At 72.1% G+C, this 20,928-nt stretch carries 18 protein-coding genes and 1 pseudogene; 8 read left to right on the top strand and 11 right to left on the bottom strand.

Annotation, left to right across the window (positions count from 1 at the left end):
* The first annotated feature begins 46 nt into the window (after window positions 1–46).
* The gene (locus ACFYML_RS34715; protein WP_387424669.1) at window positions 47–2,200 is read left to right on the top strand and encodes a DUF3488 and transglutaminase-like domain-containing protein; all 2,154 of its coding nucleotides are present in this window, start codon (window positions 47–49) and stop codon (window positions 2,198–2,200) included.
* A 10-nt stretch (window positions 2,201–2,210) separates the two neighbouring features.
* Here ACFYML_RS34715 and ACFYML_RS34710 read toward each other — a convergent pair whose 3' ends face one another.
* Entirely contained in the window at window positions 2,211–3,677 is a 1,467-nt protein-coding gene (locus ACFYML_RS34710) for a serine/threonine protein kinase (RefSeq protein WP_387424668.1), read from the bottom strand.
* Between the two features lie 149 nt (window positions 3,678–3,826).
* On the opposite strand from ACFYML_RS34710, the gene eccD reads away from it, so the two are divergent.
* The 3 genes from eccD to ACFYML_RS34695 all read left to right on the top strand — a co-directional run bounded on the left by eccD (window position 3,827) and on the right by ACFYML_RS34695 (window position 7,076).
* Window positions 3,827–5,209: a type VII secretion integral membrane protein EccD gene (gene eccD, locus ACFYML_RS34705; protein ID WP_387424667.1), complete on the top strand. Its 1,383-nt coding sequence runs from the start codon at window positions 3,827–3,829 to the stop codon at window positions 5,207–5,209.
* A 77-nt stretch (window positions 5,210–5,286) separates the two neighbouring features.
* Window positions 5,287–6,708, top strand: coding sequence for a type VII secretion protein EccB (gene eccB / locus ACFYML_RS34700; protein WP_387424666.1), 1,422 nt, complete (start codon window positions 5,287–5,289; stop codon window positions 6,706–6,708).
* 38 nt (window positions 6,709–6,746) lie between these two features.
* On the top strand, window positions 6,747–7,076 hold the full coding sequence (locus ACFYML_RS34695; RefSeq protein ID WP_387424665.1) for a nucleoside triphosphate pyrophosphohydrolase family protein: 330 nt from the start codon (window positions 6,747–6,749) through the stop codon (window positions 7,074–7,076).
* 19 nt (window positions 7,077–7,095) lie between these two features.
* Here the strand turns inward: ACFYML_RS34695 and ACFYML_RS34690 are convergent, their stop codons facing one another.
* The 7 genes from ACFYML_RS34690 to eccCa all read right to left on the bottom strand — a co-directional run bounded on the left by ACFYML_RS34690 (window position 7,096) and on the right by eccCa (window position 15,125).
* A complete protein-coding gene (locus ACFYML_RS34690; RefSeq protein ID WP_387424664.1) occupies window positions 7,096–7,407 on the bottom strand; it encodes an SAV_915 family protein in 312 nt (103 codons plus the stop codon).
* A gap of 98 nt (window positions 7,408–7,505) precedes the next feature.
* On the bottom strand, window positions 7,506–8,516 hold the full coding sequence (locus ACFYML_RS34685; protein WP_387424663.1) for a hypothetical protein: 1,011 nt from the start codon (window positions 8,514–8,516) through the stop codon (window positions 7,506–7,508).
* Window positions 8,517–8,531: 15 nt separating this feature from the next.
* The gene (locus ACFYML_RS34680) at window positions 8,532–8,861 is read right to left on the bottom strand and encodes a hypothetical protein (RefSeq protein ID WP_387424662.1); all 330 of its coding nucleotides are present in this window, start codon (window positions 8,859–8,861) and stop codon (window positions 8,532–8,534) included.
* A complete protein-coding gene (locus tag ACFYML_RS34675) occupies window positions 8,861–9,244 on the bottom strand; it encodes a YbaB/EbfC family nucleoid-associated protein (RefSeq protein ID WP_387424661.1) in 384 nt (127 codons plus the stop codon). Before ACFYML_RS34675 ends, ACFYML_RS34680 begins: the two co-directional genes overlap by 1 nt.
* Window positions 9,245–9,284: 40 nt before the next feature.
* Entirely contained in the window at window positions 9,285–10,616 is a 1,332-nt protein-coding gene (locus ACFYML_RS34670; RefSeq protein WP_387424660.1) for a hypothetical protein, read from the bottom strand.
* A 14-nt stretch (window positions 10,617–10,630) separates the two neighbouring features.
* Window positions 10,631–10,990, bottom strand: coding sequence for a hypothetical protein (locus tag ACFYML_RS34665; RefSeq protein ID WP_387424659.1), 360 nt, complete (start codon window positions 10,988–10,990; stop codon window positions 10,631–10,633).
* 112 nt (window positions 10,991–11,102) lie between these two features.
* Complete coding sequence (eccCa, locus tag ACFYML_RS34660) at window positions 11,103–15,125, bottom strand: type VII secretion protein EccCa (RefSeq protein WP_387424658.1); 4,023 nt, start codon at window positions 15,123–15,125, stop codon at window positions 11,103–11,105.
* Window positions 15,126–15,552: 427 nt separating this feature from the next.
* Between eccCa and ACFYML_RS34655 the strand changes: the two genes are divergently transcribed.
* Both ACFYML_RS34655 and ACFYML_RS34650 read left to right on the top strand, forming a co-directional pair.
* Window positions 15,553–15,891: a WXG100 family type VII secretion target gene (locus tag ACFYML_RS34655; protein WP_387424657.1), complete on the top strand. Its 339-nt coding sequence runs from the start codon at window positions 15,553–15,555 to the stop codon at window positions 15,889–15,891.
* A gap of 26 nt (window positions 15,892–15,917) precedes the next feature.
* Window positions 15,918–16,214 carry a hypothetical protein gene (locus ACFYML_RS34650; RefSeq protein WP_387424656.1) on the top strand — a complete coding sequence of 99 codons (297 nt, stop codon included), beginning with the start codon at window positions 15,918–15,920 and terminating at the stop codon, window positions 16,212–16,214.
* 176 nt (window positions 16,215–16,390) lie between these two features.
* Here ACFYML_RS34650 and mycP read toward each other — a convergent pair whose 3' ends face one another.
* Both mycP and ACFYML_RS34640 read right to left on the bottom strand, forming a co-directional pair.
* The gene (gene mycP, locus ACFYML_RS34645) at window positions 16,391–17,701 is read right to left on the bottom strand and encodes a type VII secretion-associated serine protease mycosin (protein WP_387424655.1); all 1,311 of its coding nucleotides are present in this window, start codon (window positions 17,699–17,701) and stop codon (window positions 16,391–16,393) included.
* Window positions 17,702–17,799: 98 nt separating this feature from the next.
* Window positions 17,800–19,443, bottom strand: a complete 1,644-nt coding sequence (locus tag ACFYML_RS34640) for a tol-pal system YbgF family protein (protein ID WP_387424654.1) — start codon at window positions 19,441–19,443, stop codon at window positions 17,800–17,802.
* A 76-nt stretch (window positions 19,444–19,519) separates the two neighbouring features.
* Between ACFYML_RS34640 and ACFYML_RS34635 the strand changes: the two genes are divergently transcribed.
* Complete coding sequence (locus tag ACFYML_RS34635) at window positions 19,520–20,224, top strand: VOC family protein (protein WP_387424687.1); 705 nt, start codon at window positions 19,520–19,522, stop codon at window positions 20,222–20,224.
* 56 nt (window positions 20,225–20,280) lie between these two features.
* On the opposite strand, the gene ACFYML_RS34630 is transcribed toward ACFYML_RS34635, so the two are convergent.
* Window positions 20,281–20,757, bottom strand: a complete 477-nt coding sequence (locus tag ACFYML_RS34630; RefSeq protein WP_387424653.1) for a tetratricopeptide repeat protein — start codon at window positions 20,755–20,757, stop codon at window positions 20,281–20,283.
* Between ACFYML_RS34630 and ACFYML_RS34625 the strand changes: the two are divergent.
* A pseudogene (locus ACFYML_RS34625) lies at window positions 20,729–20,836 on the top strand (IS5/IS1182 family transposase); the annotation flags it as partial. The gene ACFYML_RS34630 and the pseudogene ACFYML_RS34625 overlap by 29 nt on opposite strands.
* Window positions 20,837–20,928 lie beyond the last annotated feature (92 nt).

Below are 20,928 nucleotides of genomic sequence, written 5' to 3'. Positions count from 1 at the left end.
GCCGGGGCGGATCCCGCCGCTCCGCGTCGTTCCGACCGGGTGCCTGGTGCTCGCGGCGGCCGTCGCCGGCCTGCTCTTCGCACCGGTGTTCGGTGGGGCCGCACTGATGGCGCCGATCGGCGTACCGGCGGCGGCGATACTGCTCACGGCGCTGGCGACCAATCGTTGGCCGGCCCTGCTGCCCTGGTGTCCGTTGCTGCTCCCCGCCGTCGGCCTGCTGGCCGTCGCCGAGACAACGCTCTGGTCGACCACCGCGGCCGGGGTGCCCACCGGACGTACGCTGCGCGCGCTGGCCGCCGGGACCACCGAGTCCTGGCAGCTCGCCCTGCAGTCGACCTGGCCCGCCCGGCCCGATCCGGCCCTGCTGCTCTTCGTCCCGTTGCTGGTGGTACTCGCTGGGACGCTCGGCATCGAACTGCTGCACCGGCTGGGCAGCCCGCTGCTGTCGCTCGCGCCGAGCTTCGCCGTTGCCCTGCTCAGCCAGTGCTACGCCGCGCTACCACCCGGCACCGGTGCCGCGGCGGCGCTCGGTTACGCCACCGTCGCCGGGGCGTTGTTGGCGGCTACCCGCGCACCTGCCGGTGACGTCGGGCCGGCAGGGCGGGAGAGGTTCCGCCCGGCGTCGGCGCTGTCCCGGGTCGCCGTACCGGTGGCTCTGGCCGCCCTGGGTGCGGTCATCGCGGGTGCGTTGCTGCCGGCCGGCGCGCCGCGATACTCGCTGCGGCGCGACCAACCGGCGCCACTGCCGCAGACCCTGGTGGCCAGTCCGCTGGACGAGATCGCCCACCGGCTCAGCCACCCCGGCACCCCCGTGTTCCGCGTCGAGGGCGCGGACGGGCTGACCGGAGCGGACGAGCTGACCGGGGTGGACCGCTGGCCGCTGGTGGTGCTGGACAGCTTCGACGGGGTCAACTGGACTGCTGGCGCCCGGTACCGCCGGATGGGCACCGAACTCCAGCCGGGCCCGGCGGTGACGGTGCCGGTGCGAGCCCGTACCGCCGTGCTCGAGACAGCCGGGCTGGCCGGCGTTGACGCCCCGTGGCTACCGAGCCAGACCTGGCCGGCCCGGGTAGGTGGCGTCGAGCCGCTGGTCGAGGAGCGCCACGGCACGCTGTTGCTGCCGGAATCGGCCGGCCCCGCCCGGTACACGCTGACCTGGTGGCAGCCGCAGGTCGACGCCGCGACGCTCAGCTCGGCCGCGATCGACCCCGCGGCACCCGGCGGGCTCGGCGAGGTCGGTGCGGTCCCGCCCGGGGTGGCCGAACTCGCCGAACAGGCCGTCGGCGGTGGCCGGCCGTCCTTCCAGGCCGCCCTGCTGCTGGAGCGCTACCTCGGGGAGAACTACCGGCTGGCGACCGGGGCGGACCTGCCGACCGGACACGCCTGGCCACAGCTGGCGGACTTCCTGCTGCGCGGCAAGCAGGGCACCAGTGAGCAGTTCGCCGCCGCGTACGTCGCACTGGCTCGGATCCGGGGCATTCCGGCCCGGCTGGCGGTCGGCTTCCGGGCTCCCGCTGCTCGGGATCCGGACGGTGGCTACACGGTCCGCAACGGCGACATTCTGGCCTGGCCGGAGGTGGCGGTGACGGGGATCGGCTGGGTGCCGCTGGATCCGAGCGGAAGCGCCACGGCCGCGCCGGGCGGACCCAGTGCCGGGCTGGCCGGGCTCACGGCGCAGGCCCGGGCCCAGCTCCCCGCGGCGGACGAGCTTCGCGATCCGCCGATCGCACCGCGCCCCGGACCGGTGACCAGCAGCGACGACGCCGGTGCGCTGAGGCCGCTCGGCTGGCTTGGCGCACCCGCGTTGCTGCTGCTGGTGGGATGGCTGTTCGGCGTCCCGGCGGCGCGGGTGTTTCGGACCTGGCGGCGGCGCCGCCCGGGATCGGCGGGGGTGGTGGGCGCCTGGGCGGAAGCCCGGGACCGGCTGCGCGGGCACGGGCTCAGGGTGACGGCCGGGATGACCGTTGGTGAACTCTCCAGCGCGGCGGCCCGGGTGGCCGACGAGGCCACTGTGGCGGAACTGCGTCGGCTGGGCGCGATCGTGGACCGGGCACTCTGGTCCGGGGTGGTGCCCGGACCAGCGGAAGCCCACCAGGCCTGGGCCGCGGTGCGGTCGGTACGGCGCGGCCTGGCGCGCCGGGGCAGGTGGGCACGCGTGCGGGCCATGCTCGACCCGCGCACGCTGCTGCCGCCACGTTGACGCCCCCGGCTCACTGCACGCAGCGGGCCCCACGAATCGGCTTGGGCTGGCTCTCGTACACCTGTAGGCCGTCGCTGCCCTGGATCAGGAAGCAGTACTTGCGGACCGGGTCAACCGGGACCCGGTAGGTGGTAGCTCGCTTCGCGAGCAGCACCTTGGCCCGCTCTCCCTCCTCCGCCACGACCACGGCGAAGTCCAGCGGCTCCGTGCTGCGCCAGGAGAGCTCGACCACGTTGCCGCGATCGACCGGGTCGGTCAACTCCAGTTGCACGACCCGGGCCGGGGTGGGCGAGGCGCTGGTCGCCATGACCGGCGGCGGTGCCGGAGGCACGGCGAGTTCGCCAGGCCGGTTCAGCATGAGCAGCACGGCCGCGACGGCGACCAGCGACAGGCCGCCCGCGGCGACCATCAGCGATGGCTTCCGACCGGTCCAGCCACGGGGTTCCGGCGAGCCGAAGACCAGGATCGGTTCGCCGGCCGGGCGCGGTGGCGGCAGATCGCCGGGAGACGTGGGCGCAGTGTCGACCCCGTCGGGCGGCGCGAAGTCGTCGAACAGCGGCCCGCCCGGCGGTCCCGGCACCGCGTTCGGCCGCCCCGTCTCTGCCGTCACGGTGGCCTCGGCCGCCGGGGATGCTGCTGACGCGGTCTGCGGGGTGGATGGTTGGTCGCCGGCCGACGCGGTCGCCCGGTGCAGTTCGGCCAACCGCTCGGCCACCGCCAGGGCGTCGCCGGGGCGACCGTCCGGGTCCTTGACGAGCAGTTCGGACACCAACTCCGCCAATCGGGGTGGCAGATCGGCGCGACCGAGCGGTGGGACCGGTGTGCCAAGCACCCGCAACAGCCGTTCGCCCTGCTGCTCACCGGGCGGTCCATGGTACGGCGACCGGCCGGACAGGGCGAGGTGGAGAATCGCGCCGAGGCCGTAGAGATCGGATCGCTCGTCGACGGAGCCGTCCCGTACGGTCTCCGGGGGCAGGAAGTCCAGGCCAGGCCCCGGGTCCCGAGGAAACGCCCGGCGCAACGTGAGGCCGAAGTCGGACAGCAGCGGTTCGCCGGAAGGCCGGAACAGTACGTTCCCCGGCGAGACCCCACCGTGTACGAGGCCGACCCGGTGACCGACCGCCAGTGCTGCCGCGAGCGCGCTGCCCAACGCCAGAGCGTCCGCCACGGAGAGCGGGCCGAACGAGCCGACCAGCTCCGGCAGCGACTGGCTGCACAGCTCCATCCGCAGGGCTGACCGCCCGTCGTCGAGGTCCTGAACCCGCTCGGCGACCAGGATCGGGGCCGCTGCCCGGAGCGCCGCCAACCGGCCCAGCTCGTCCCGCAGCTTCGCCCGGGTGCGCCGGTCGAATCGGCCGGGAAAGACCTTCAGCGCGTACGCCCCGCCCGTCTCGGAGATGCCCGCGAGCACGGTGGCCACCGGCCCGTGGGCCAGCGGGACCAGCTCGTGATCTTCCGGCTCCGCGCGGCCCGCCATGGGGACTCCCTTCGCCGACGTGTCCGCTACCTGCCGCGCCCGTTCCATCCGCCCGGCCGGATGCCCATCGTAAGAACCGGAACGGTTCGGCGGGACCCGGCGGCAGCTTGCTGCCGCGGTGCCGGCGAGGAGGAGACGGGACTGGCCGGATGACGACCACTGGTCTGATACGGGTGACAATCGCGGCGCCACGACGACGGATCGACCTGGCGCTGCCCGAGCGCTCGCCGGTCGCCGAGATCCTGCCCGCGCTGCTCCGGCACGCCGGGGAGGACCTTGCCGACGACGGGGTGCCGGACGGCGGCTGGGTGCTGCGCCGCCCGGACGGCGCACCCGTCGACGAGGGCCGGACGCTCGCCGCGAACCGGGTACGGGACGGCGAGGTGCTGCACCTGGTCGCGCGCCGCGAGCCATGGCCGGAGTTGGAGTACGACGACGTGGTCGACGCGATCGCCCGGGGCGCGGGCCGGTCGGGCCGGCTCTGGGGTCCCCGGCACACCCGGCTGGCCGGGCTGGTCGGTGCGACGGTGGCGATGCTGATCGCGCTGCTCGCGGTGCTCCGGGCCGGGCCACCGTGGCCCGGCCCGGCTGCGGCGGGGCTCACCGTCTCGGCGGTGCTGCTGGTCACCGGCGCGGCGCTGGCCCGCGCGTTCGGCGACGCCCGGGCCGGGGCGGTGCTCGCCGGGCTGGCCATGCCGCACGCGTTCGTCGGCGGTGCGCTGCTGCTCGGCGGTCGGCTCCCGCTGTCCGCGTTTGGCGCCCCGCAACTGCTCAGCGGCTGTGCGCTGCTGCTCCTTGTCGCCGTGGTCGGCCATCTCGGGGTGGTGGACCGGGCGGCCCTGTTCGTCGGCGCCGCCACCGCAGCGCTGCTGGTCGGTACGGCGGCCTGGGCGGTGAGCACCGCCGTGGTGGACACCACCGGCGCGGCGGCCGTGCTGGCGAGCCTGATGCTGCTCTTCTCACCGCTGTTCGGGCCGCTGGCGACCCGGCTCGGTCGGGTGCCGATGCCGGTGCTGCCGCGCACCGCCGCCGATCTGGTCCGCGACGATCCCCAGCCGCCCCGACACGCCGTGTACGCGGCCGTCTTGCGCGCCGACGGCTTGCTCACCGGCCTGCTGGGCGGTGCCGGCATGGCGGCCGGGCTCGCCCAGGCGCTGCTGGCGACCCGGGCCGGCACCGCGGTGACGATTCTTCTGGTGGTGCTCACCCTCGGGTTCGGCGTACGAGCCCGGCTGTATCCGGCGCTCCGGCACCGGCTGCCGCTCCTTCTCGCCGGCCTGTCCGGGGCCACCGCACTGGCGGCCGGTCCGCTGATGTCGGACCCGACCCGGCTGGCCTGGATCGTGCTGCCGGCACTGGGTGTCGCCGGAGCGCTCGCCCTGGTCACCGGTCTGGTCTTCAGCCGACGGGCACCGAACGCCTTCCTCGGCCGGTACGCGGAACTGGCCGAGTTGCTGCTGGTGCTGGCCTGTGTGCCCGTACTCTGCGCGGTGCTGCGGCTGTACGGCCTGGTCCGCGGCCTCGGCGGGTGAAATGACGACTGCGATCTGGACGGCTGGACCGACGACCACGGGCAGGGCCGCCGAGGCGACCGGACGGGACATGTGAGATGGCGACGAAGCGCGATCAGTTGCAGGCACATCAATTCCTGGGCCAGCGGGTGCTGTCCGCGCTGGTGACCCGGGAGACGGATCCCGAGCAGCCGCCCTTTCGCCGGCCGATCGGCGCGGCCTTCGGCAGCGTCGCCCTCGCCGTGCTCGTGCTCGCCGCGGTCGGCATCTACGGCGTCATCGTGCCCGGCGGCAACCGGGCCTGGCAGGGCGGCGACGCCGTCATCGTGGTGCGGGAGACCGGCACCCGCTACGTCTACCTGAACGGCAAGCTGCACCCGGTACTCAACTACGCCTCGGCGCTGCTGGCGCTAGGGCGGAACGCGCCGACCAAGGTGGTCTCCCGGGAGTCGCTGGTCGGTGTGCCGCGCGGGCCCCGGATCGGCATTCCGGACGCGCCCGACGCGCTGCCCAGGCCGGACGGCGTCCTGGTCGGCGGCTGGACCCTGTGCTCACGCCCCGCCACGAACTCAACCGGGGCCACGGTCGACGCCTCGGCGTTGCTGGTGGGGACAGAGCCGACCGGCGGGCGCCCGCTCGGCGACGCCGCCCTGCTGGTCGAGGTGCCGGAGACCGGTGACCAGTACCTGATCTGGCGCGGATACCGGCACCGGATTCGGCAGCCGGACATCGTGACCGTCGGCTTGGCACTGCGCGTCGAGCCGCGTGCCCGGGTCGGGCTTGCGGTGGTGGACATCCTTCCCGCCGGCGAGGCCATCGCGCCGATTCCGGTGCCGAACGCCGGCAAACCCTCGACTGCGGTCCCAGGCCGCAAGGAGCTGCGAATCGGGCAACTTCTGGTGACGCGGACCTCCGGCGGCGGGGTGCAGCACTATCTCGTCGAGTCCGACCGGCTACGGATGATCTCGGAACTCCAGTACGACATTCAGTTGGCGTATCGGGAAACGGTGCAGGCGTACGGCGGCGCCGAGCCGGTGGGCGTACCGCTCGGGCTGGCCGCCGCGACGGCGGCCCGTCAGGAACCGTTGCCGACGCCCGGGCCGGGCAGGGCGCCGGCCCGGCGGCCGGACTTCGCCGGTGCCGGCCGCGGCCCGGTGGCGGTCTGTGCGACGTACGACGGAAGTGCCGGCGTCCCCCGGCTGCGGATCGACGCGGCGCTGCCCGCCGACGACGCGATGATCGCGACCGGGGGGCGGACCGCCGAGGGGCTGCCGCTGGCCGACCGGGTGTACGTGCCGCCGGGGCGAGCGGCCCTGGTGGAGGTGCTGCCGAGCGCCCAGGCGCCTGCCGGCACCCTGATGCTCGTCACCGATCAGGGCTGGGTGCACCCGCTCGGCGGTCGGGAGGTGCTGGGGATCCTCGGCTACGACCAGGTCACTCCGGTGCGGCTTCCCGCCGGGCTGGTCGCCCGGCTGCCGAAGGGGAGCGGCCTGAACCCGACGGCGGCCCGGGCGGTGTGAGTTGGGTCGGGTGGGAGCGTTCGCCATACTGGTCCGCCATGGACCTGGACGAGTATCAGCGCGGCGCCCTCCGTACTGCCGCTCCAAGTGACAAGAGGAACGAGCTGCTCCATCTGGTGCTCGGGCTGGTCGGTGAGTCGGGGGAGATCGCCGAGAAGTTCAAGAAGTGGGTCCGAGACCTCGACAGCGACGAGTCGCGGATCGACCGGGCCGACATCGCCAAGGAACTCGGTGACGTGCTCTGGTACGTGGCGGTGCTCGCCGACTACCTCGATCTGTCGTTGGACGACGTCGCGGCGGCCAACCTGGCCAAGCTGCCCAGCCGTCAGGGCCGTGGCGTGCTGGGTGGCAGCGGCGACAACCGCTGAGCCCGGTTTCCTACGTGGTTCACAAGCCGCGTGGGTGCCGGTACTCCTCGGGGATCACCACGTCGAGCATGAGCAGCTGGAACGGCTGGGCGCGTTGCAACTCGTCGAGTGCCGTGGTCGGCATGAGGATCCACGGCTGTTCCCGTCCGCAGCAGTGGTGCAGCCGGTCCAGCGCCGAGTACGCGAGCAGCGCCACCCGGCCGTCCCTCGTCTCCCGCATGGCGATCTGCGCCGCTGCCGGATCCGTCACGTGCTCGGCACAGGGCAGGTAGAGCGCGGGTGGAAAGTCAGCGGGGATCGGCGTACCGGTCGATATGCCTGCTGAAGTCATCATGTCCCTCCATCGGATCACCTGGTCGGGTTGGGCGGCCGGCACCAGGGGAACCGGCTGGGCGGCCGACACCAGGGAAGACGGCCGCCGGGGCTCCGTCAGAAGGCGGTATCCCAGGCCTCGCCGACCGCCCCGCCGAACTCGACGACGGCGTCCGCGCCGTCGGAGATGGTTTTGCCAAGGTCGCCGCCGTTGGCGTACAGCGAGTCGATCGTGCCGGAGGTGAGGAGGCCGACGACGAGGCCGCCCGCCGCGCCCAGCGCCGTACCCAGCACCGGCACCGGGATCATCGAGCCGATCAGCGCGCCGGTCGCGGTAGAAGCCAGGAAACTCGCCCCGTTTGAGACAAAGGCCTGCTCCCACGACTTGCCGCCCACGGTAGCGTCGTAGATGACTCCCAAGCCGGCGACGCCGCCACCGACTCGCATGGCCAGCCGTCCCGCGGCGAGCCGCTCCGCGATTTCGTCGGGCAGGTGCGCTGGATTTTGGCTGAAGCGGTGTGCGGCGACGGTGCTGGCGGCGCTGTTCACGGCATCGCCGGCGGTCATGAACCACTTGTCCCGCAGGTCATTTTTGATGTTGTCGGCCGTGTCATTAACGATCTTGTTGAGCTGTTCGATGGCGGCGGCGGTTGCGCTGCCAAGCTTCCCGGTGGCCTCGACGCCGGCATCAATCACCTGTTGCACGGCGGTCGCGAGCTGCCGGACGAACTCTTCCTGGGCCGCCTCCCGGACACCGTCCAGCAGCTGCCACGTCCGGCCGAACGCCTCAAGGTTTTCCTCGACGAGCCGCCGGATGTCCTCCTTGACCGTCCGCACGATGGTCCCGAACTGCTCCGCTTTCGTGGAGAGCTGGTGCATGAGTTCGGCGGTCTGCTCCGTGATCCGGCGAAGCTCGTCCGTCCGGAGACGGAAGTCCGTGCCAGCGGTGTCCGGCCAGGCCGACTGCAGACCACTGATGCTGGTGCCGGCGGCGGCGCGGAACGCACCGCCCGATTGCTGCCAGGCGGTGGCCAGGTCGCCCAGCTGGACCTCGTTCGTGTCCGGCCACCCTGAAAGGGCCCGGACCCGGGGCCACAGGCCATACGCCTCCGAGGGCTGTGCGATCACTGTGCCAGCTCCTGTTCACCGTGGCGGGGGGAAGGCGGCGGCCGACCGCTGGTCGGCCGCCTGGTAGTCCTGCAGGCAGCGCATTCCGACATCGGTGAGCGCCTGGAAGAGCGGGGGAATGGCCGAGGCGTTCTGCCGTACGGCCTGGCTGTCCGGCAGGTAGACGGCCCGAAACGCCTGGCCCAGCACGTCGGCGCCGATCCCGCCTTCCGCGGCGGTAGCGGCTCCTTCGGCACCGCGCCAGTCGCCTGCCAGCGTGGTTCCGGTCTCCGCCAGCACCCGCAGCTGCGGTCCGACCATGGCGGTCTGCATTTCCAGGAAGCCACCCGGGCCGGCTGGGGACATCACCAGCCTCCTCTCCGAGTTTCGCGGTCAAGGTGCTGCAGGAGAGGGTCGAAGCCCAGGTCGGTCTCGGCGCGGTCCGCCCCGGGCGCGAGCACCCGCCGGGTGAGGGCAAAGGCCTGGTCCGCGGCCAGTTTCCGCGCCCGATGGATCGTGTCGGTGATTTCCCGGGCCAGTGCCCGCGAGTCCGGGTCCCGGTAGATGCGTGGATCCAGCGCGAGTTCGAGCAGCTCCCCGCGGCCGCCGACCGTCGCGCTGATCAGCCCGTCGTGGGACTCGGCGGTCGCCCGAACCTCGGCGAGCCGTTGCTGGACGGTGAGCAGGTCCTGATGCAGTCGCCGCCGGTCGATTCCGGTGGCGTCAGCTATGCCGGTGGTCGAGCCCACGAATTCCTCCCTACGAGACAGGTGGCCGATTGCGGACGGATCAGTGCGGCTGTCGCCGGTCGACGATCGGAGCCGGCGGGGTTTCCACCTGCCACAGCTCCTCGTCGAGCGGTTGCTCCGGGGTGTTCTCCGGTTCGCCGCCGCGCCGGGTAGCCGACCTGCCGGCGAGGAACGCCGGGGTGCCGGCGAGTTGTCCGGCTCGGCCGCGCAGCCGGGGCGGCACCCCCGGCACCGCACGCAGCGGTCGGGTGCGGTGGCGACCGTCCCGGTTGTCCGGCGTACCGGGTTTGGGGGCAGTGCCGGCCGCCCCGCCGCCCGTCGGCGGCATCATCATCGGTGGCACCAGCCGACCCGCCCCCGTGCCGGGTTTGCCGTTGGTGCCGGTCGCCGGCGGGGCGGGTGGGGGCGACGCCGGTGCGGCGGCGAGTGGCGAAACGCCGCTGACCGGCCGACCTGCCCGAGGAATGGCGGCGCCGGGGCCTCCGGCGATGGCCGGAATCCCGCCGCCGAGCCGCCCGGACCTGTAGCCGCGGACACCGATCGGCGGAACAATCGGCGGCAGAGCTGACGTCGTCGGTGTCGCCACCGGTGGGATCGTCGGGACGGTGGGCATGGTGCCCGGCGCCAGGCCGGCCGGGGCTGGTGCGGCGACGCCGGCCAGACCCGGGTTGCCATCCGTGCCGGCCGCGCCAGCACCCGCACCAGGGCCGCCGCTCGCACCGGCGCCACCACCCGCGCCAGCGGCGGCACCCGCACCCCCGGGCGCGCCGGTCGCTTGGGCGCCGGCGGCGCCCGTGGCTTCGGCCGCTGCGGCGGCCGTGGTGCCGCCCGCCTGCGGGCCGTCCCACGGTGTACCGTTCAACGCCCTGGTGACCTGCTGCGCGGTGTCCGCGAACGCCTGGTCGAGCACCTGCAGCCTCTGTCTGGCCTGCTCCACCTTTATGCGCAGCTGCGCCAGGATTCGGTTCACCTCCGCCACGGCCTCCGGGCCGTTAGCGATGTTGGCGAGTTGGCCGACCAGCTCGTCGAACTCCTGCTTGAGCTTGCTGACCTCGTCGGCGGTGGTGGTGACCGCCTCGGCCAGGTCCGTCAGTGCCTGGCCGAGGTTCGCCGAGGCCAGCGTCTGCTGCCAGGCCTGCACCACCGCCGCGCTGCGGTGCAGCCGCTGCGCGTACTGGTCGCCGGCCTCGTCCTGCCACTCGGGCCCGATCTCGCTGGCGCTGCGCCGCAGGAGTTCGCCGGCGGCCACCAGGCCGGCCTGGATCGCCGCCCAGCCGCGTGGACTCTGCGACAGGTGGTCGGAATGCTGGCGCTGCGCCTCGGCTTGGCCGTGGAGCCTGTTCATTTCAAAGATCAACTGACCGATGTCCATCCGGTCACCTCCTATCACTGTCCTGGTTGGGGCGTCTCGGGGAATGCTGGCTGCGCGGCCAGCGCACCCTGGATCGCATTGCGCCCCGCTTCGTCGCCGCCCACGTAGTCGGCGGCGCTACCGCGGGCGACCGCCGCGTACGCCGCTATTCCCTGCTCGACCTCGGTGCAGAACGCGATGATCTGGTTGGTCGCGTCGCGTACCGCTGCGTTGTAGCGCTGGCAGCCCGGCAGCGGATCGCCGCAGTCCTGGGCGCTGCTCGCCACCTCGGCAGCCGCGGTCCGGACCGCGACGACCGGGGTCGGATCGAGTCGGCCGGCAAACTGCTGGAGAAAACTGGTGTTGCCGTGGATGAGCTCCGAAACGGCCGCCATGTCTCCCCTCCCATCAGCGAGGTCGTCTGTCTACCGAGCCAACCACGGCGGGAACGGGTGCGGCTGCCGCGCGACAGCAACCGGCCATGATGACCGACCCGGTCGGGCGGGGCTATTCGGCTGGTGGCAGCCAGGCCAGTTGGAGCAACCGGGGCGGCTGACCCCGGTGGATCAGCCGGCCACGCCCGGCCGGCAGCGGCTCCGGTTTGAGCCCGCCGAGCAGCGGGCCCTCGCCCGGATCTCCGGACAGCAGCAACCCGGGCGACCCGAGGTCCCGCAGCCGAGCGAGGAACGGCTCGAACAGGCCCCGCCCGGCACCACCGGTACGTCGAGTGAGCACGACGTGCAGCCCAAGGTCCCGACCCTGCGGCAGATAGTCGAGCAGCGGTTGGAGCGGGTTGTCCATCGGGCTCGTCACCAGGTCGTAGTCGTCGACCAGCACGAACAACTCGGGACCGCGCCACCAGCTGCGGCTGCGGAGCTGCTCGGGGGTGACGACGGGACCGGGCACCCGTTCCGCCATTCCCCGGGCCGCCTCGGCGATCAGTCGGCGCGTGCTGATCGGATCGGTGCCGTGCCCGAGCAGGTGTTCGGTGGTGATGTCGCCGACCATGCTGCGCCGGTGGTCGACCAGTATGATCCGCGCCTGGCTCGGCGAACAGTTGTCCACGATCCGCCGGGCCAGCAGGCGCAGGAAGGCGGTCTTGCCGGACTGTGCGTCGCCGAGGAGCAGGACGTGTGGATCGGCGTCGAAATCCAACCGCACCGGGGCCAGATCCTGCTCGGCGATGCCGATGCTGAGTCGTGGCCCGCCGTTGCCCGATCCGCCACCGCGAGCAGCGGTCTCGTCGCCGGGCGGAAGATCCGCGTAGGCGACGGTCGCCGGCAGCAGCCGTACCCGGGGGGCCGGCTCGCCCGGCCACGCCGCCGCGACGGCCTGCACCAGGGCAGCGGTCGCGTCCGGAAGCCCGTCGCCCACGGACCCACCGTCGATCCGCGGCAACGCCAGCAGCATCTGGTGCTTCGAGGTGGTGATGCCACGTCCTGGCGTGCCCTCGGGGACGGCGAGTGCGGCCATCCGGTCCACCGTGGTGTCGATCGGGTCACCGAGGCGCAGCTCCGCCCGGCTGCCGAAGAGGTCCCGGACGGCGGGCCGCAGGTCGAACCACCGGGCGCAGGCGGCCAGCACGTGCACGCCGTGCGCGAGTCCGCGTACGGCCAGGTCGGAGAGCTGTTCCTCGACGTCGGCGAAATCCTTGCGCAGCGTCTGCCAGCCGTCCACCACCAGGAACACGTCACCGTACAGGTCATCGGCGAACTCGCCCCGGGCCCGGGCCGCTCGGTAGGCCGCGATCCCGTCGATCTCGTGCTCGGCGAACCGCCGCTCCCGCTCGGTCAACACGCCGAGCACCTGGGCGACCGTACGCCGAACCGCCCCGGCGTTCTGCCGCCCGGCCACCCCGCCGACATGCGGTAGGCCACGCAGCGCCCCGAGCGACCCGGCGCCGAAGTCCAGGCAGTAGAACTGCACCTCGCGCGGAGTGTGGGTCAGGGCGAGGCTGGCGATCACGGTTCGCAGCGCCGTGCTCTTGCCGCTGCGTGGCCCGCCGATCACCACCATGTGCCCGGCGGCGGCGGACAGGTCAAACGTCAGCGGATCGCGGCGCTGCTCGAACGGCCGGTCCACGATCCCGGCGACCGCGCGGAGCCGTCCGGCGAGCTCGTCACGGGTGCTGGACAGCCCGCGTACCGGGTCCGTGCCGAGCGGGCCGAGCAGACCGTCCAGGGTGGGTGGCTCCGCCAGCGGCGGCAACCAGACCTGGTGGGCCGGCGTGCCCCGCCCGGCCAGGCGGTCCACCAGGATGTCCAGCAGACTCTCGGTGTTGCCGTCGTCGGCCTCGTCGTCGTCGCCTGCCTCGCCGGCGCCGCCCCCGGCCACAGCGCCCGGACCGGTGGGTGGCGACCCGGTTGGACCGACCGACCCTGACCCGCCGGGGTCGGCCTGGGCCGGCGGGAGATAGCCGGTGGTGTACTCCAGCAGCTCCACCGCGTCCTGGCCCACCGGCTCCGCCACGGTGCCCGGCCGGCGATGCGCCCCGGAGACGTACGCGGCGCGGAACCGGATCAGCGGCTCGGTACCGAATTTGAGGAAACCGTGCCCGGGGGCACGCGGCAGCTCAAAGGCGTCGCTCACCCCGAGTACGATGCGGCTCTCCACCGCCGAGAAGGTACGCAGGCCAATCCGGTACGACAGGTGTCCGTCCAGGCCGCGTAACCGTCCCTCCTCCAGCCGCTGGCTCGCCAGCAACAGGTGTACGCCCAATGCCCGGCCGACGCGTCCGATCTGGACGAAGGTTTCGATGAAGTCCGGCTTGGCGGAGAGCAGTTCGCTGAACTCGTCACAGATGACCAGCAGGGTCGGCACCTCGGGCAGCGGCGCGCCGGCCGCTCTGGCCCGCTCATAGTCCCGCATCGAGGAGAAGTTGCCGGCCGCCCGCAGGAGTTCCTGACGGCGGATCAGCTCGCCGTTGAGCGCGTCGGTCATCCGTTCCACCAGCGGCAACTCGTCGGCGAGGTTGGTGATGACTGCGCTGGTGTGCGGCAGCGCGTCCAGCCGGGCGAAGGTCGCGCCCCCTTTGAAGTCGATCAGCGCGAAGTTCAGCGAGTTCGGCGGATGGGTGACCGCGAGCGCCAGCACCAGGGTGCGCAGCAACTCACTCTTGCCGGACCCGGTCGCCCCGATGATCAAGCCGTGCGGCCCCATCCCGTCCTGCGCCGACTCCTTCAAGTCGATCTCGACCGGCGTTCCGTCCGGCTGGAGACCGAACATCACCCGCAAACGGTCGCGGTTCGGCCGGCGCTGCCAGGTCCGGGCCGGGCCGAAGGAGTAGGGGTCGCCGAGTTCCAAGAGGTCAGCCAGGCCGAGGTCGTGGCTGAGTGCCGGCTCGCCGCGAGCGCCGCCGGTCAGCCGTAGCGGGGCGAGCTGCCGGGCCAGCGCCTCGGCCCGCACGGCGTCGAGGGCATCGGCCCGGCCGAGTTCGGTCCGGCCATCCAAGGTGCTGGCCAGGAGTGCGCCGTCGCCGGCGACCTCGAAGACCAGGGTGGCCCGGTCGAGTATCCGCGGTTGCCGGACGTCGGCCCTGGAGCCGGCGGCGACCGGAGCCGCCGAGGCACCCGGACCCGGCCAGCCCACCGACGCACCCGCACCGACGATCGAACCCGGCACCACCGGCGGCACGCCGATATCGATGATGACCACGCCCTCGACGCCACCCCCGGTCATCAGGTGATCCGACCCGGTCGGGTCTCCGCCGTCCAGCACGACCACCAACTGCGAACCACTCGTACGCCGGCTGTCCGGGTCAAACCGGGGGCGGGCCGCAAGCAGGTCCTCCAGCATGGCCTCCACCCCGACCAGGGTCGGGGCGACCAACCGCACCGGGCCGACCGCGTCGGTCTGCTCCGGGTGCAGGGCGTGCGGCAGCCACTTGACCCAGTCCCAGTCCGTCAGCTCGGCGGGACCGGCGCAGACCGCGATGCGTACGTCGTCCGGGGCGTGCAGGGTGACCAACTGAGCGATCATCGCCCGGACCAGCCCAACGGCGGTGGCACGCTCCCCGCGTACGTGTAGCCGACTGAATCCGGTCAGCGCCACCGCCAGCGGCAGGTCGGGAACTTCGCTGTACGTTTTCAGGAATCGGCGCAGCGCGAGCGCGGAGAGCGGTTCGAGTTGCTCCAGCGGCTTGGTGTCCGGGGCGACCAGGGTGGTCGCCAGGCCCTGCGGTCCGACACCGATCCGGGTCACCGCGAAGTCGGCGTCGTCGATCCGCCGTTCCCACAGCCGGTAACTACCGGCCAGGGACCACAGCTGCTCCGGGGCGGGGTGCAGGTACCGCAGCGCCTCTCGCTGCCGATCGACGGTACGAAGCAGCCGGAGCCGGTGCTGCGCCAGCCGGCGCAGGTAGAGCCGGCGGGCGTACCCCATCTCCTGCCGGCTCGGCCCGCTGCCGCGAACGACAGCGACCAGCACCATGGCCACCATCGCCACTCCGAACAGGCCGAACACCACCATCCGCATTGTCCCGGTGGTGCTGCCCGAGAACATCAGCAGCATCGCCGCCATGATCACGAACATGGGCAGCATGCTGAGTGCCTGCGTCCACTGCCGACCGGTCGGCGCGGGTATCTCCGGAGGCGCCTCCAGAAGCAGCTCCCCGGACGGCATCTCCGGGGCGGGCCGGCGTGCGGGCCGCCTTACCACCACTGTCGCCACCATTCCTCCTCGCTTGCCGTCGGGATGGTCGGACGTGGCCACCGGACCGGCTGTCAGGAGGGACCCTTCCGATACCGAAAGCGACGAGAAGGGGCCCTTCCGTGCGGTTTCCTCGACGGCCGATCCTCACCCATGTCGGCCGCCGCCTCGGGGCTGCTGGCAGGAAGGTGACGAGCGGTGCCGACCGTGGCCGGCCCGGAACTACCGTCTGAATCGTCCCCAGCAGCCGTGGGGACGACCGGACAACGACCGCGGTGTGCACGCGCGGACGATGGGAAGGAGCGAGCCCATGGCGGCGGGAGACCAACTACACGGAGTAACCGAGACCCTCGAGCGGGCAGCCGCGATGGCCGGCACCGTGTCGGGCAGCATCGAGGGGCACCGGGCCACGCTACGACCGACGGTGGAGGCCCTCCGGGGCCAGTGGGAGGGCACTGCCCGCCCCGCCTTCGATGCCGCACATGAGCAGTGGGAACAGGGCATCACCCGGCTGGTGGCGGCGCTGAACAGTCTCGGCGAGAACACCCGGTTCTCCTCCAACACCTACCTGGTCGCCGACGAGGCCGGCGCCGCCAGCCTGAACTCGGCGGCGGGGCACAGCCCGTTCGGCGGGGCCCTGCGGGCCTGACGAGCGACAACGGAAGGATCGACAGCATGCTGATCAGAGGGAACTTCAGTCAGCTCGACGGCCTGGCCGACCAGATCGTCGCCACGGTCGCCCGGGTGCAGCAGGAAATGGACACCTGGCAGAGCACCTCCGGCGCCACATCCGCGGATTGGCTGGACCGCGCGGGTGGCGAGTTCGAGGAGATCAGCCGAGCCTGGCAGCAGGTGTCCGCCGCGCAGCAGGCCATGCTCGATGCGCTGCGTGGCGGCGTACAGACCGCCAACAGCGAGTTGCAGCAGGCACTTGCCTCGGCGGTCGCTCGGGTGGGCAGCACCTCGATCTGACCCCAGGTCTGATCGGGGCACCAGCAGCAGCCGAAGCGGCACAAGCGGGAGCGGCGGACCGGCCGCTCCCGCTTCCTTGGGTTTCGGCGCCGCCGCACCGCCCCGCACGGCACGCCGGCACTGGACACACGTAGGGCGCTGTGGCGTGGGCGCCGCCGCTCCGGTCAGCGTTCGGCTCAGGGCGGCGGCAGCAGGAACAACTGCTCCGGTGGCTCGACCGGGGCCGGCCCGGTCGGCGTGGGCGCGGCCCGCCGAGCCTGCCAGCGGGCCCGCCGTCCCCGACCGGCCACCAGCGCCGCGACCATAGCCAGTCCGGTCGCTCCGCAAGCCAGGAGCATCGCCAGTCGGGCGTGCTGGCCGGTGTCGTCCCACCAGGCGGCGGCGCGGACCCGGGCCGGATCGACCGGCGGCAGGGTCACCGAAGGGGAGGGGTCGGGCGGCGCACTCACCAACCCGTCCGTGACCGCGCGGTATGGGTTCACCAGACCGGCGCCGTATCCGGGACCGCCGGGCGCCGGCGTGGCGGTGGCCACGATCCGTTCGGCCACCTGGTCGGCGGTGAGCTTCGGCCACGCCGACCGGACCAGAGCGGCGGTCGCCGAGACGAACGGCGCCGCGAAGCTGGTGCCCTGCCAGTACTGGTGGCCGCCGGCCCGGGTTGCCGCCAGCACACCACCGCCCGGGGCGACCAGGTCGACGTGCGACCCGACCTGCGAACTCGGCAATCTGATCCCGAACTGGTCGACGGCACCGACCCCGAGCACCCCCTCGTAGGCGGCGGGGAAGGACTTTCGCCCCGCCGTGCCCTGCTGCTGATTGCCGGCGGCGGCGACCAGCAGCGCGTCCCGGGACCGGGCGTAGGCGACCGCGTCGCGGACCTGCCGGTTGTCGCTGACGCCGGCCAACGACAGGTTGATGACCTTGGCGCCCTGGCCGGCCGCGTACCGGATGGCGTTGGCGAGCAGAGCGGGATCGATGGTCTCGACACGTCCGGTGTCGGTGAGGTCCCGCTCGCTCACCCGTACTGGCAGGATGCGGGCGTCCGGGGCGAGCCCGGCGAAGCCGATCCCGGCCACCGGGTCAGCCGTGACAATGCTGGCCACCGCCGTGCCATGGGACACACAGTCGAAGTTGCCGGGCAGGTCGCCGACGAGGTGGAAGTCCGCCCCCCGGAGCACCGCGCCCCGGGCCCGCAGCTGCGGGTGGTCCGAGTCCACTCCCGAATCGACCACAGCGACGAGCACCCCCGCGCCGGTGCTGTGCGGCCAGACGGAGGCCGGATCGAGCACCCGCTGGGCCCACGGCAGCTCCGCCACCGGCGGCTGGGCCGGGTCAGCGTGGCCGCAGGCGCCGGGGGGCGGTGCGGCCCAGGCGGACGGAGCGAGTCCGAGTACGCCGGCCAGGACGGCGGCCGCCAGAGTGGCTGCCGCCGAAGAACGCCAACCGCCCGCAGGTCTGCCGCCGGCCGTCGAACTCGTACCGACCATGAGCTCTCCACCTCCTCGCTGGCCCGGCGGCACCGGCTCACCAGCTCGATGCACAGGACGGGCAGGTACCGCCCGGGCTGCTTAGTCGTCGCTTGAGGTCACTTGAAAAGCGGCCCGAAGGCGGCGCGTACGTGGGAGGTTGACGGGGTGACGTACACCTCCGACGGTGGGCCGATATTCGTTAGGCCGGAGAGCGTTCGGTATTTCAGGACCCGGGGGCAGCTAGAGCCACGGAGGTGCACCTTGATGCTCTTTACGAGCCGCCCGGTCCGCAATTCATAGACGCGGACGGGAATGATTACCTTCCGGAACGTCACGAAACTGTAGCCCTGGATGAGGAAGTCGTTCTCGTACGGGCAGGTGTTGACCCGGGCGCCGAATTGAGTCTCGCCGGCGCAGATCACCAGGGTGGCCTTGGTGACATCTCCGGTGAGCCAGCTGGCCGGAAGCTTGCCCCGGTAGTTGTAGCTGTTGTGCGCTGAGGCCAGCTCCGGCCCGTACAGGAGCGCTCGATTCACCATGTTGCGGCGATAGGGGGCGGCGCCGCTGTACGGTGCGGGCTTGTCGCAGTAGCTGGGCAGCGAGCTGCCGTACCCGTCGTCAAGAAGGTCACGTACGTTCGCCAGCTCGATCGCCAGGGTGGCCTGCTTGACTTTGTCTCTGGCCTTGGTGGCGAGCTCATGGTCGGGATACTGGTCGAGCAGCTGCTCGTATCGCTCTCGTGCCTGCTGCCAGTCGTTGGGCTGACCTTGCTGATCGGCTACGACCAGCGCCTGCGCCAGGAAAGTGTCGGCACATCCGACGATCGCCGCGGGGGCGACCCGCGGGACGACCTCGACGGCTCCGCTCAACACGCCGTCGCCAACTCGCTGCTGGCCGCCGAGCCAGTCGGTGACCGCTTTGGTCTGGCAGGCGTCCCCGGTGGGCAGCCCGGCGAGGAATCCGTCCAGGACTCTTTCGACGACTCTCTCGTGGCCGGGCAGTTCGGCGAGGATGGTGGAGAGTTTGCTGAAACCGGCGTCCAGGGCCTCGATGTCGCCCGTCAGTCCGTAATGAAGATCCGCAGCGGCTCGCCGCGACAGCGCGCACGCTTGGACGGTGTCGTCGCCACGGTCAGCCAGGTGAGCGGCCACGTGATGGCCACCCGACATTCTCTTCAGCGCGGCGAGTGCCTGGGGGCAGTCCCCGGAGCGGCGGGCTTCGGCCGTGTCGCGCTCGATCCGCCCGGCGTCGAACCGAAGGAGCCCAACGGCGAGCAGCACCGGAACCGTGACGCCGAGGGCGACGAGCCGCTGCTGTCGCACCCGGCTCCGCCGGACAGGCCGCGGGCTGCGGTTCGCCAGATACCAGCCGTGCACGATGACCGCCGCCCACCACAGGAGTGCGGCGACCACGAACCACACCGACGGCGCGGCCGAGGCGAGGATGGTGACGAGCACGACCGTGACGAGTCCGGTGCCGAGGGCGAGACTCCACCGTCGCAGCATCACGTAGCCGGCGCCGAGCAGGGAGGCGTTGGCGAGCCCGACGGCCAGCGGGTCAGGGGACTGAGCTGCGAGGTCGGGCTCCGGCTCAGCCAGCAGCGTCGCCCGGTCCATCATGGTCGCTCCCCTCTCTGGGCTCGCGGATCCAGTTCTATTTCGGAATGCCGATTTCCATTCCTGATTACCGATGCTGGCAATGGTTCCAAATCGGCGTCTCTCCTCCCGTTGGCTGGCCGCAAGAGGACAGCGGATGGGCAACCGTCGTACCGGATGCGATTTCCGCCGGGCTCGAAAACGCCTTGTTGTCTGGCTGGCCCGTGTCTACGGTGAGGCGATGCTCGCGCGACTGCTTGCGGTGACCATCGATGCGCACGACGCGGCTCGCCTGGCGCAGTTCTGGGCTGACGTGCTCGGCCGGGAGGTCGTCGAGGACGCCGGTGGCACGCTCCTGCCCGGCGATGACACCCAGCTCAGCCTCCGGTTCGTGCCCAGCCGTGCGGAGAAGGTGGTGCCGAACCGCATACACCTTCACCTGACCAGCACCAGCCACGCCGATCAGCAGCAAAGGGTGGCGACGGCGCTGGGGCTCGGCGCCGCCCACCTCGACGTCGGGCAGCTCCCCGAGGAGGAGCACATCGTCCTGGCCGACCCCGAGGGCAACGAGTTCTGCGTGATCGAGCCGGGCAACGCCTTCCTCGCCGGGTGCGGCTTGCTCGGGGAGCTCACCTGCGACGGCACCCGGGAGGTCGGCCTCTTCTGGAGCGAGGCGCTGGGCTGGCCGCTGGTGTGGGATCAGGATCAGGAGACTGCGATCCAGTCACCGCACGGCGGCACAAAGATCGCGTGGGGAGGCCCGCCCGTGGCCCCGAAAGAGGTGCGGAACCGGCTGCGCTTTGACCTCGCCCCGGCCGGTGGCGACCAGCAAGCGGAGGTCGACCGACTGATCTCCCTCGGGGCCACTCGGCTCGAGGTCGGCGAGGACGGCAGCGTCGTGCTGGCCGACCCCGACGGCAACGAATTCTGCGTGCGAGGAAACTGACCGCAGCGCGTTGCCCGACATCCCCACCGCCTGGCTCTGCGGGCCCTTGCGAGCAGTCAGTCGCCGCCTCGCCATTGACGCAAGGTGGTGACGGCCGACACAGCACTCGGATGGTGCGGGCCGAGGAGCTGCTTGGTGTCGTTGGCCGCCCGTTCCAGCAGGGGGATCGCCTCGGTGGTTCGTCCCGCCTCCCAGTAGGACTGGGCGAGGTTGACGCGGCCTCTCATCGTGTCTGGGTGTTCGTCACCGAGGGCGCGCTGTCGATCGGCGAGGACACGCTCGGCTAGGGTGATCGCGTCTGTGGTGCGTCCGGCCTGTCGGTAGGAGGCAGCGAGGTTTCCCCGGATGGTCAGGGTCTCGGGATGGTCAGGGCCGAGGAGGCGTTCGCGTTCGGCCAGGACGTCCTCCTCGATGGCGATCGCTTCCGCGACCCTACCGGCTTCTCGATAGGAAAAGGCGAGGTTGGCGCGCGCATGCAGCGTGTCCGGGTGGTCAGGGCCGAGCGAGACCCTGCCCGCCAGCTCCGAAGCCATGATCCACATTGCCTCGATCGACAACCTCACCAAACGCATAACAGACGAAGCCACACCAACTTGGCGAGGCACCTACTGAGGTGATCTCAGTAGCGCATAAGGGTTGATCGGCGCGACACGGACGAAGGCGGCGATTCGGTCGGCAGTGGAAACAGGCGTGGAGCCATCGAT

It is taken from the genome of Micromonospora sp. NPDC007230, assembly GCF_042869115.1.
GTDB lineage: Bacteria > Actinomycetota > Actinomycetes > Mycobacteriales > Micromonosporaceae > Micromonospora.
This window is presented reverse-complemented; position numbering and strand designations above follow the sequence as displayed.

What these genes read in the sequence shown, in the direction of transcription:
- ACFYML_RS34710 (WP_387424668.1), bottom strand. Translation starts at nt 3,677, where the DNA reads ATGGCGGGCCGCGCGGAGCCGGAAGATCACGAGCTGGTCCCGCTGGCC.
- eccD (WP_387424667.1), top strand. Translation starts at nt 3,827, where the DNA reads ATGACGACCACTGGTCTGATACGGGTGACAATCGCGGCGCCACGACGA.
- eccB (WP_387424666.1), top strand. Translation starts at nt 5,287, where the DNA reads ATGGCGACGAAGCGCGATCAGTTGCAGGCACATCAATTCCTGGGCCAG.
- ACFYML_RS34695 (WP_387424665.1), top strand. Translation starts at nt 6,747, where the DNA reads ATGGACCTGGACGAGTATCAGCGCGGCGCCCTCCGTACTGCCGCTCCA.
- ACFYML_RS34690 (WP_387424664.1), bottom strand. Translation starts at nt 7,407, where the DNA reads ATGACTTCAGCAGGCATATCGACCGGTACGCCGATCCCCGCTGACTTT.
- ACFYML_RS34680 (WP_387424662.1), bottom strand. Translation starts at nt 8,861, where the DNA reads ATGTCCCCAGCCGGCCCGGGTGGCTTCCTGGAAATGCAGACCGCCATG.
- ACFYML_RS34670 (WP_387424660.1), bottom strand. Translation starts at nt 10,616, where the DNA reads ATGGACATCGGTCAGTTGATCTTTGAAATGAACAGGCTCCACGGCCAA.
- ACFYML_RS34665 (WP_387424659.1), bottom strand. Translation starts at nt 10,990, where the DNA reads ATGGCGGCCGTTTCGGAGCTCATCCACGGCAACACCAGTTTTCTCCAG.
- eccCa (WP_387424658.1), bottom strand. Translation starts at nt 15,125, where the DNA reads ATGTTCGTGATCATGGCGGCGATGCTGCTGATGTTCTCGGGCAGCACC.
- ACFYML_RS34655 (WP_387424657.1), top strand. Translation starts at nt 15,553, where the DNA reads ATGGCGGCGGGAGACCAACTACACGGAGTAACCGAGACCCTCGAGCGG.
- ACFYML_RS34650 (WP_387424656.1), top strand. Translation starts at nt 15,918, where the DNA reads ATGCTGATCAGAGGGAACTTCAGTCAGCTCGACGGCCTGGCCGACCAG.
- mycP (WP_387424655.1), bottom strand. Translation starts at nt 17,701, where the DNA reads ATGGTCGGTACGAGTTCGACGGCCGGCGGCAGACCTGCGGGCGGTTGG.
- ACFYML_RS34635 (WP_387424687.1), top strand. Translation starts at nt 19,520, where the DNA reads ATGCTCGCGCGACTGCTTGCGGTGACCATCGATGCGCACGACGCGGCT.
- ACFYML_RS34630 (WP_387424653.1), bottom strand. Translation starts at nt 20,757, where the DNA reads ATGGCTTCGGAGCTGGCGGGCAGGGTCTCGCTCGGCCCTGACCACCCG.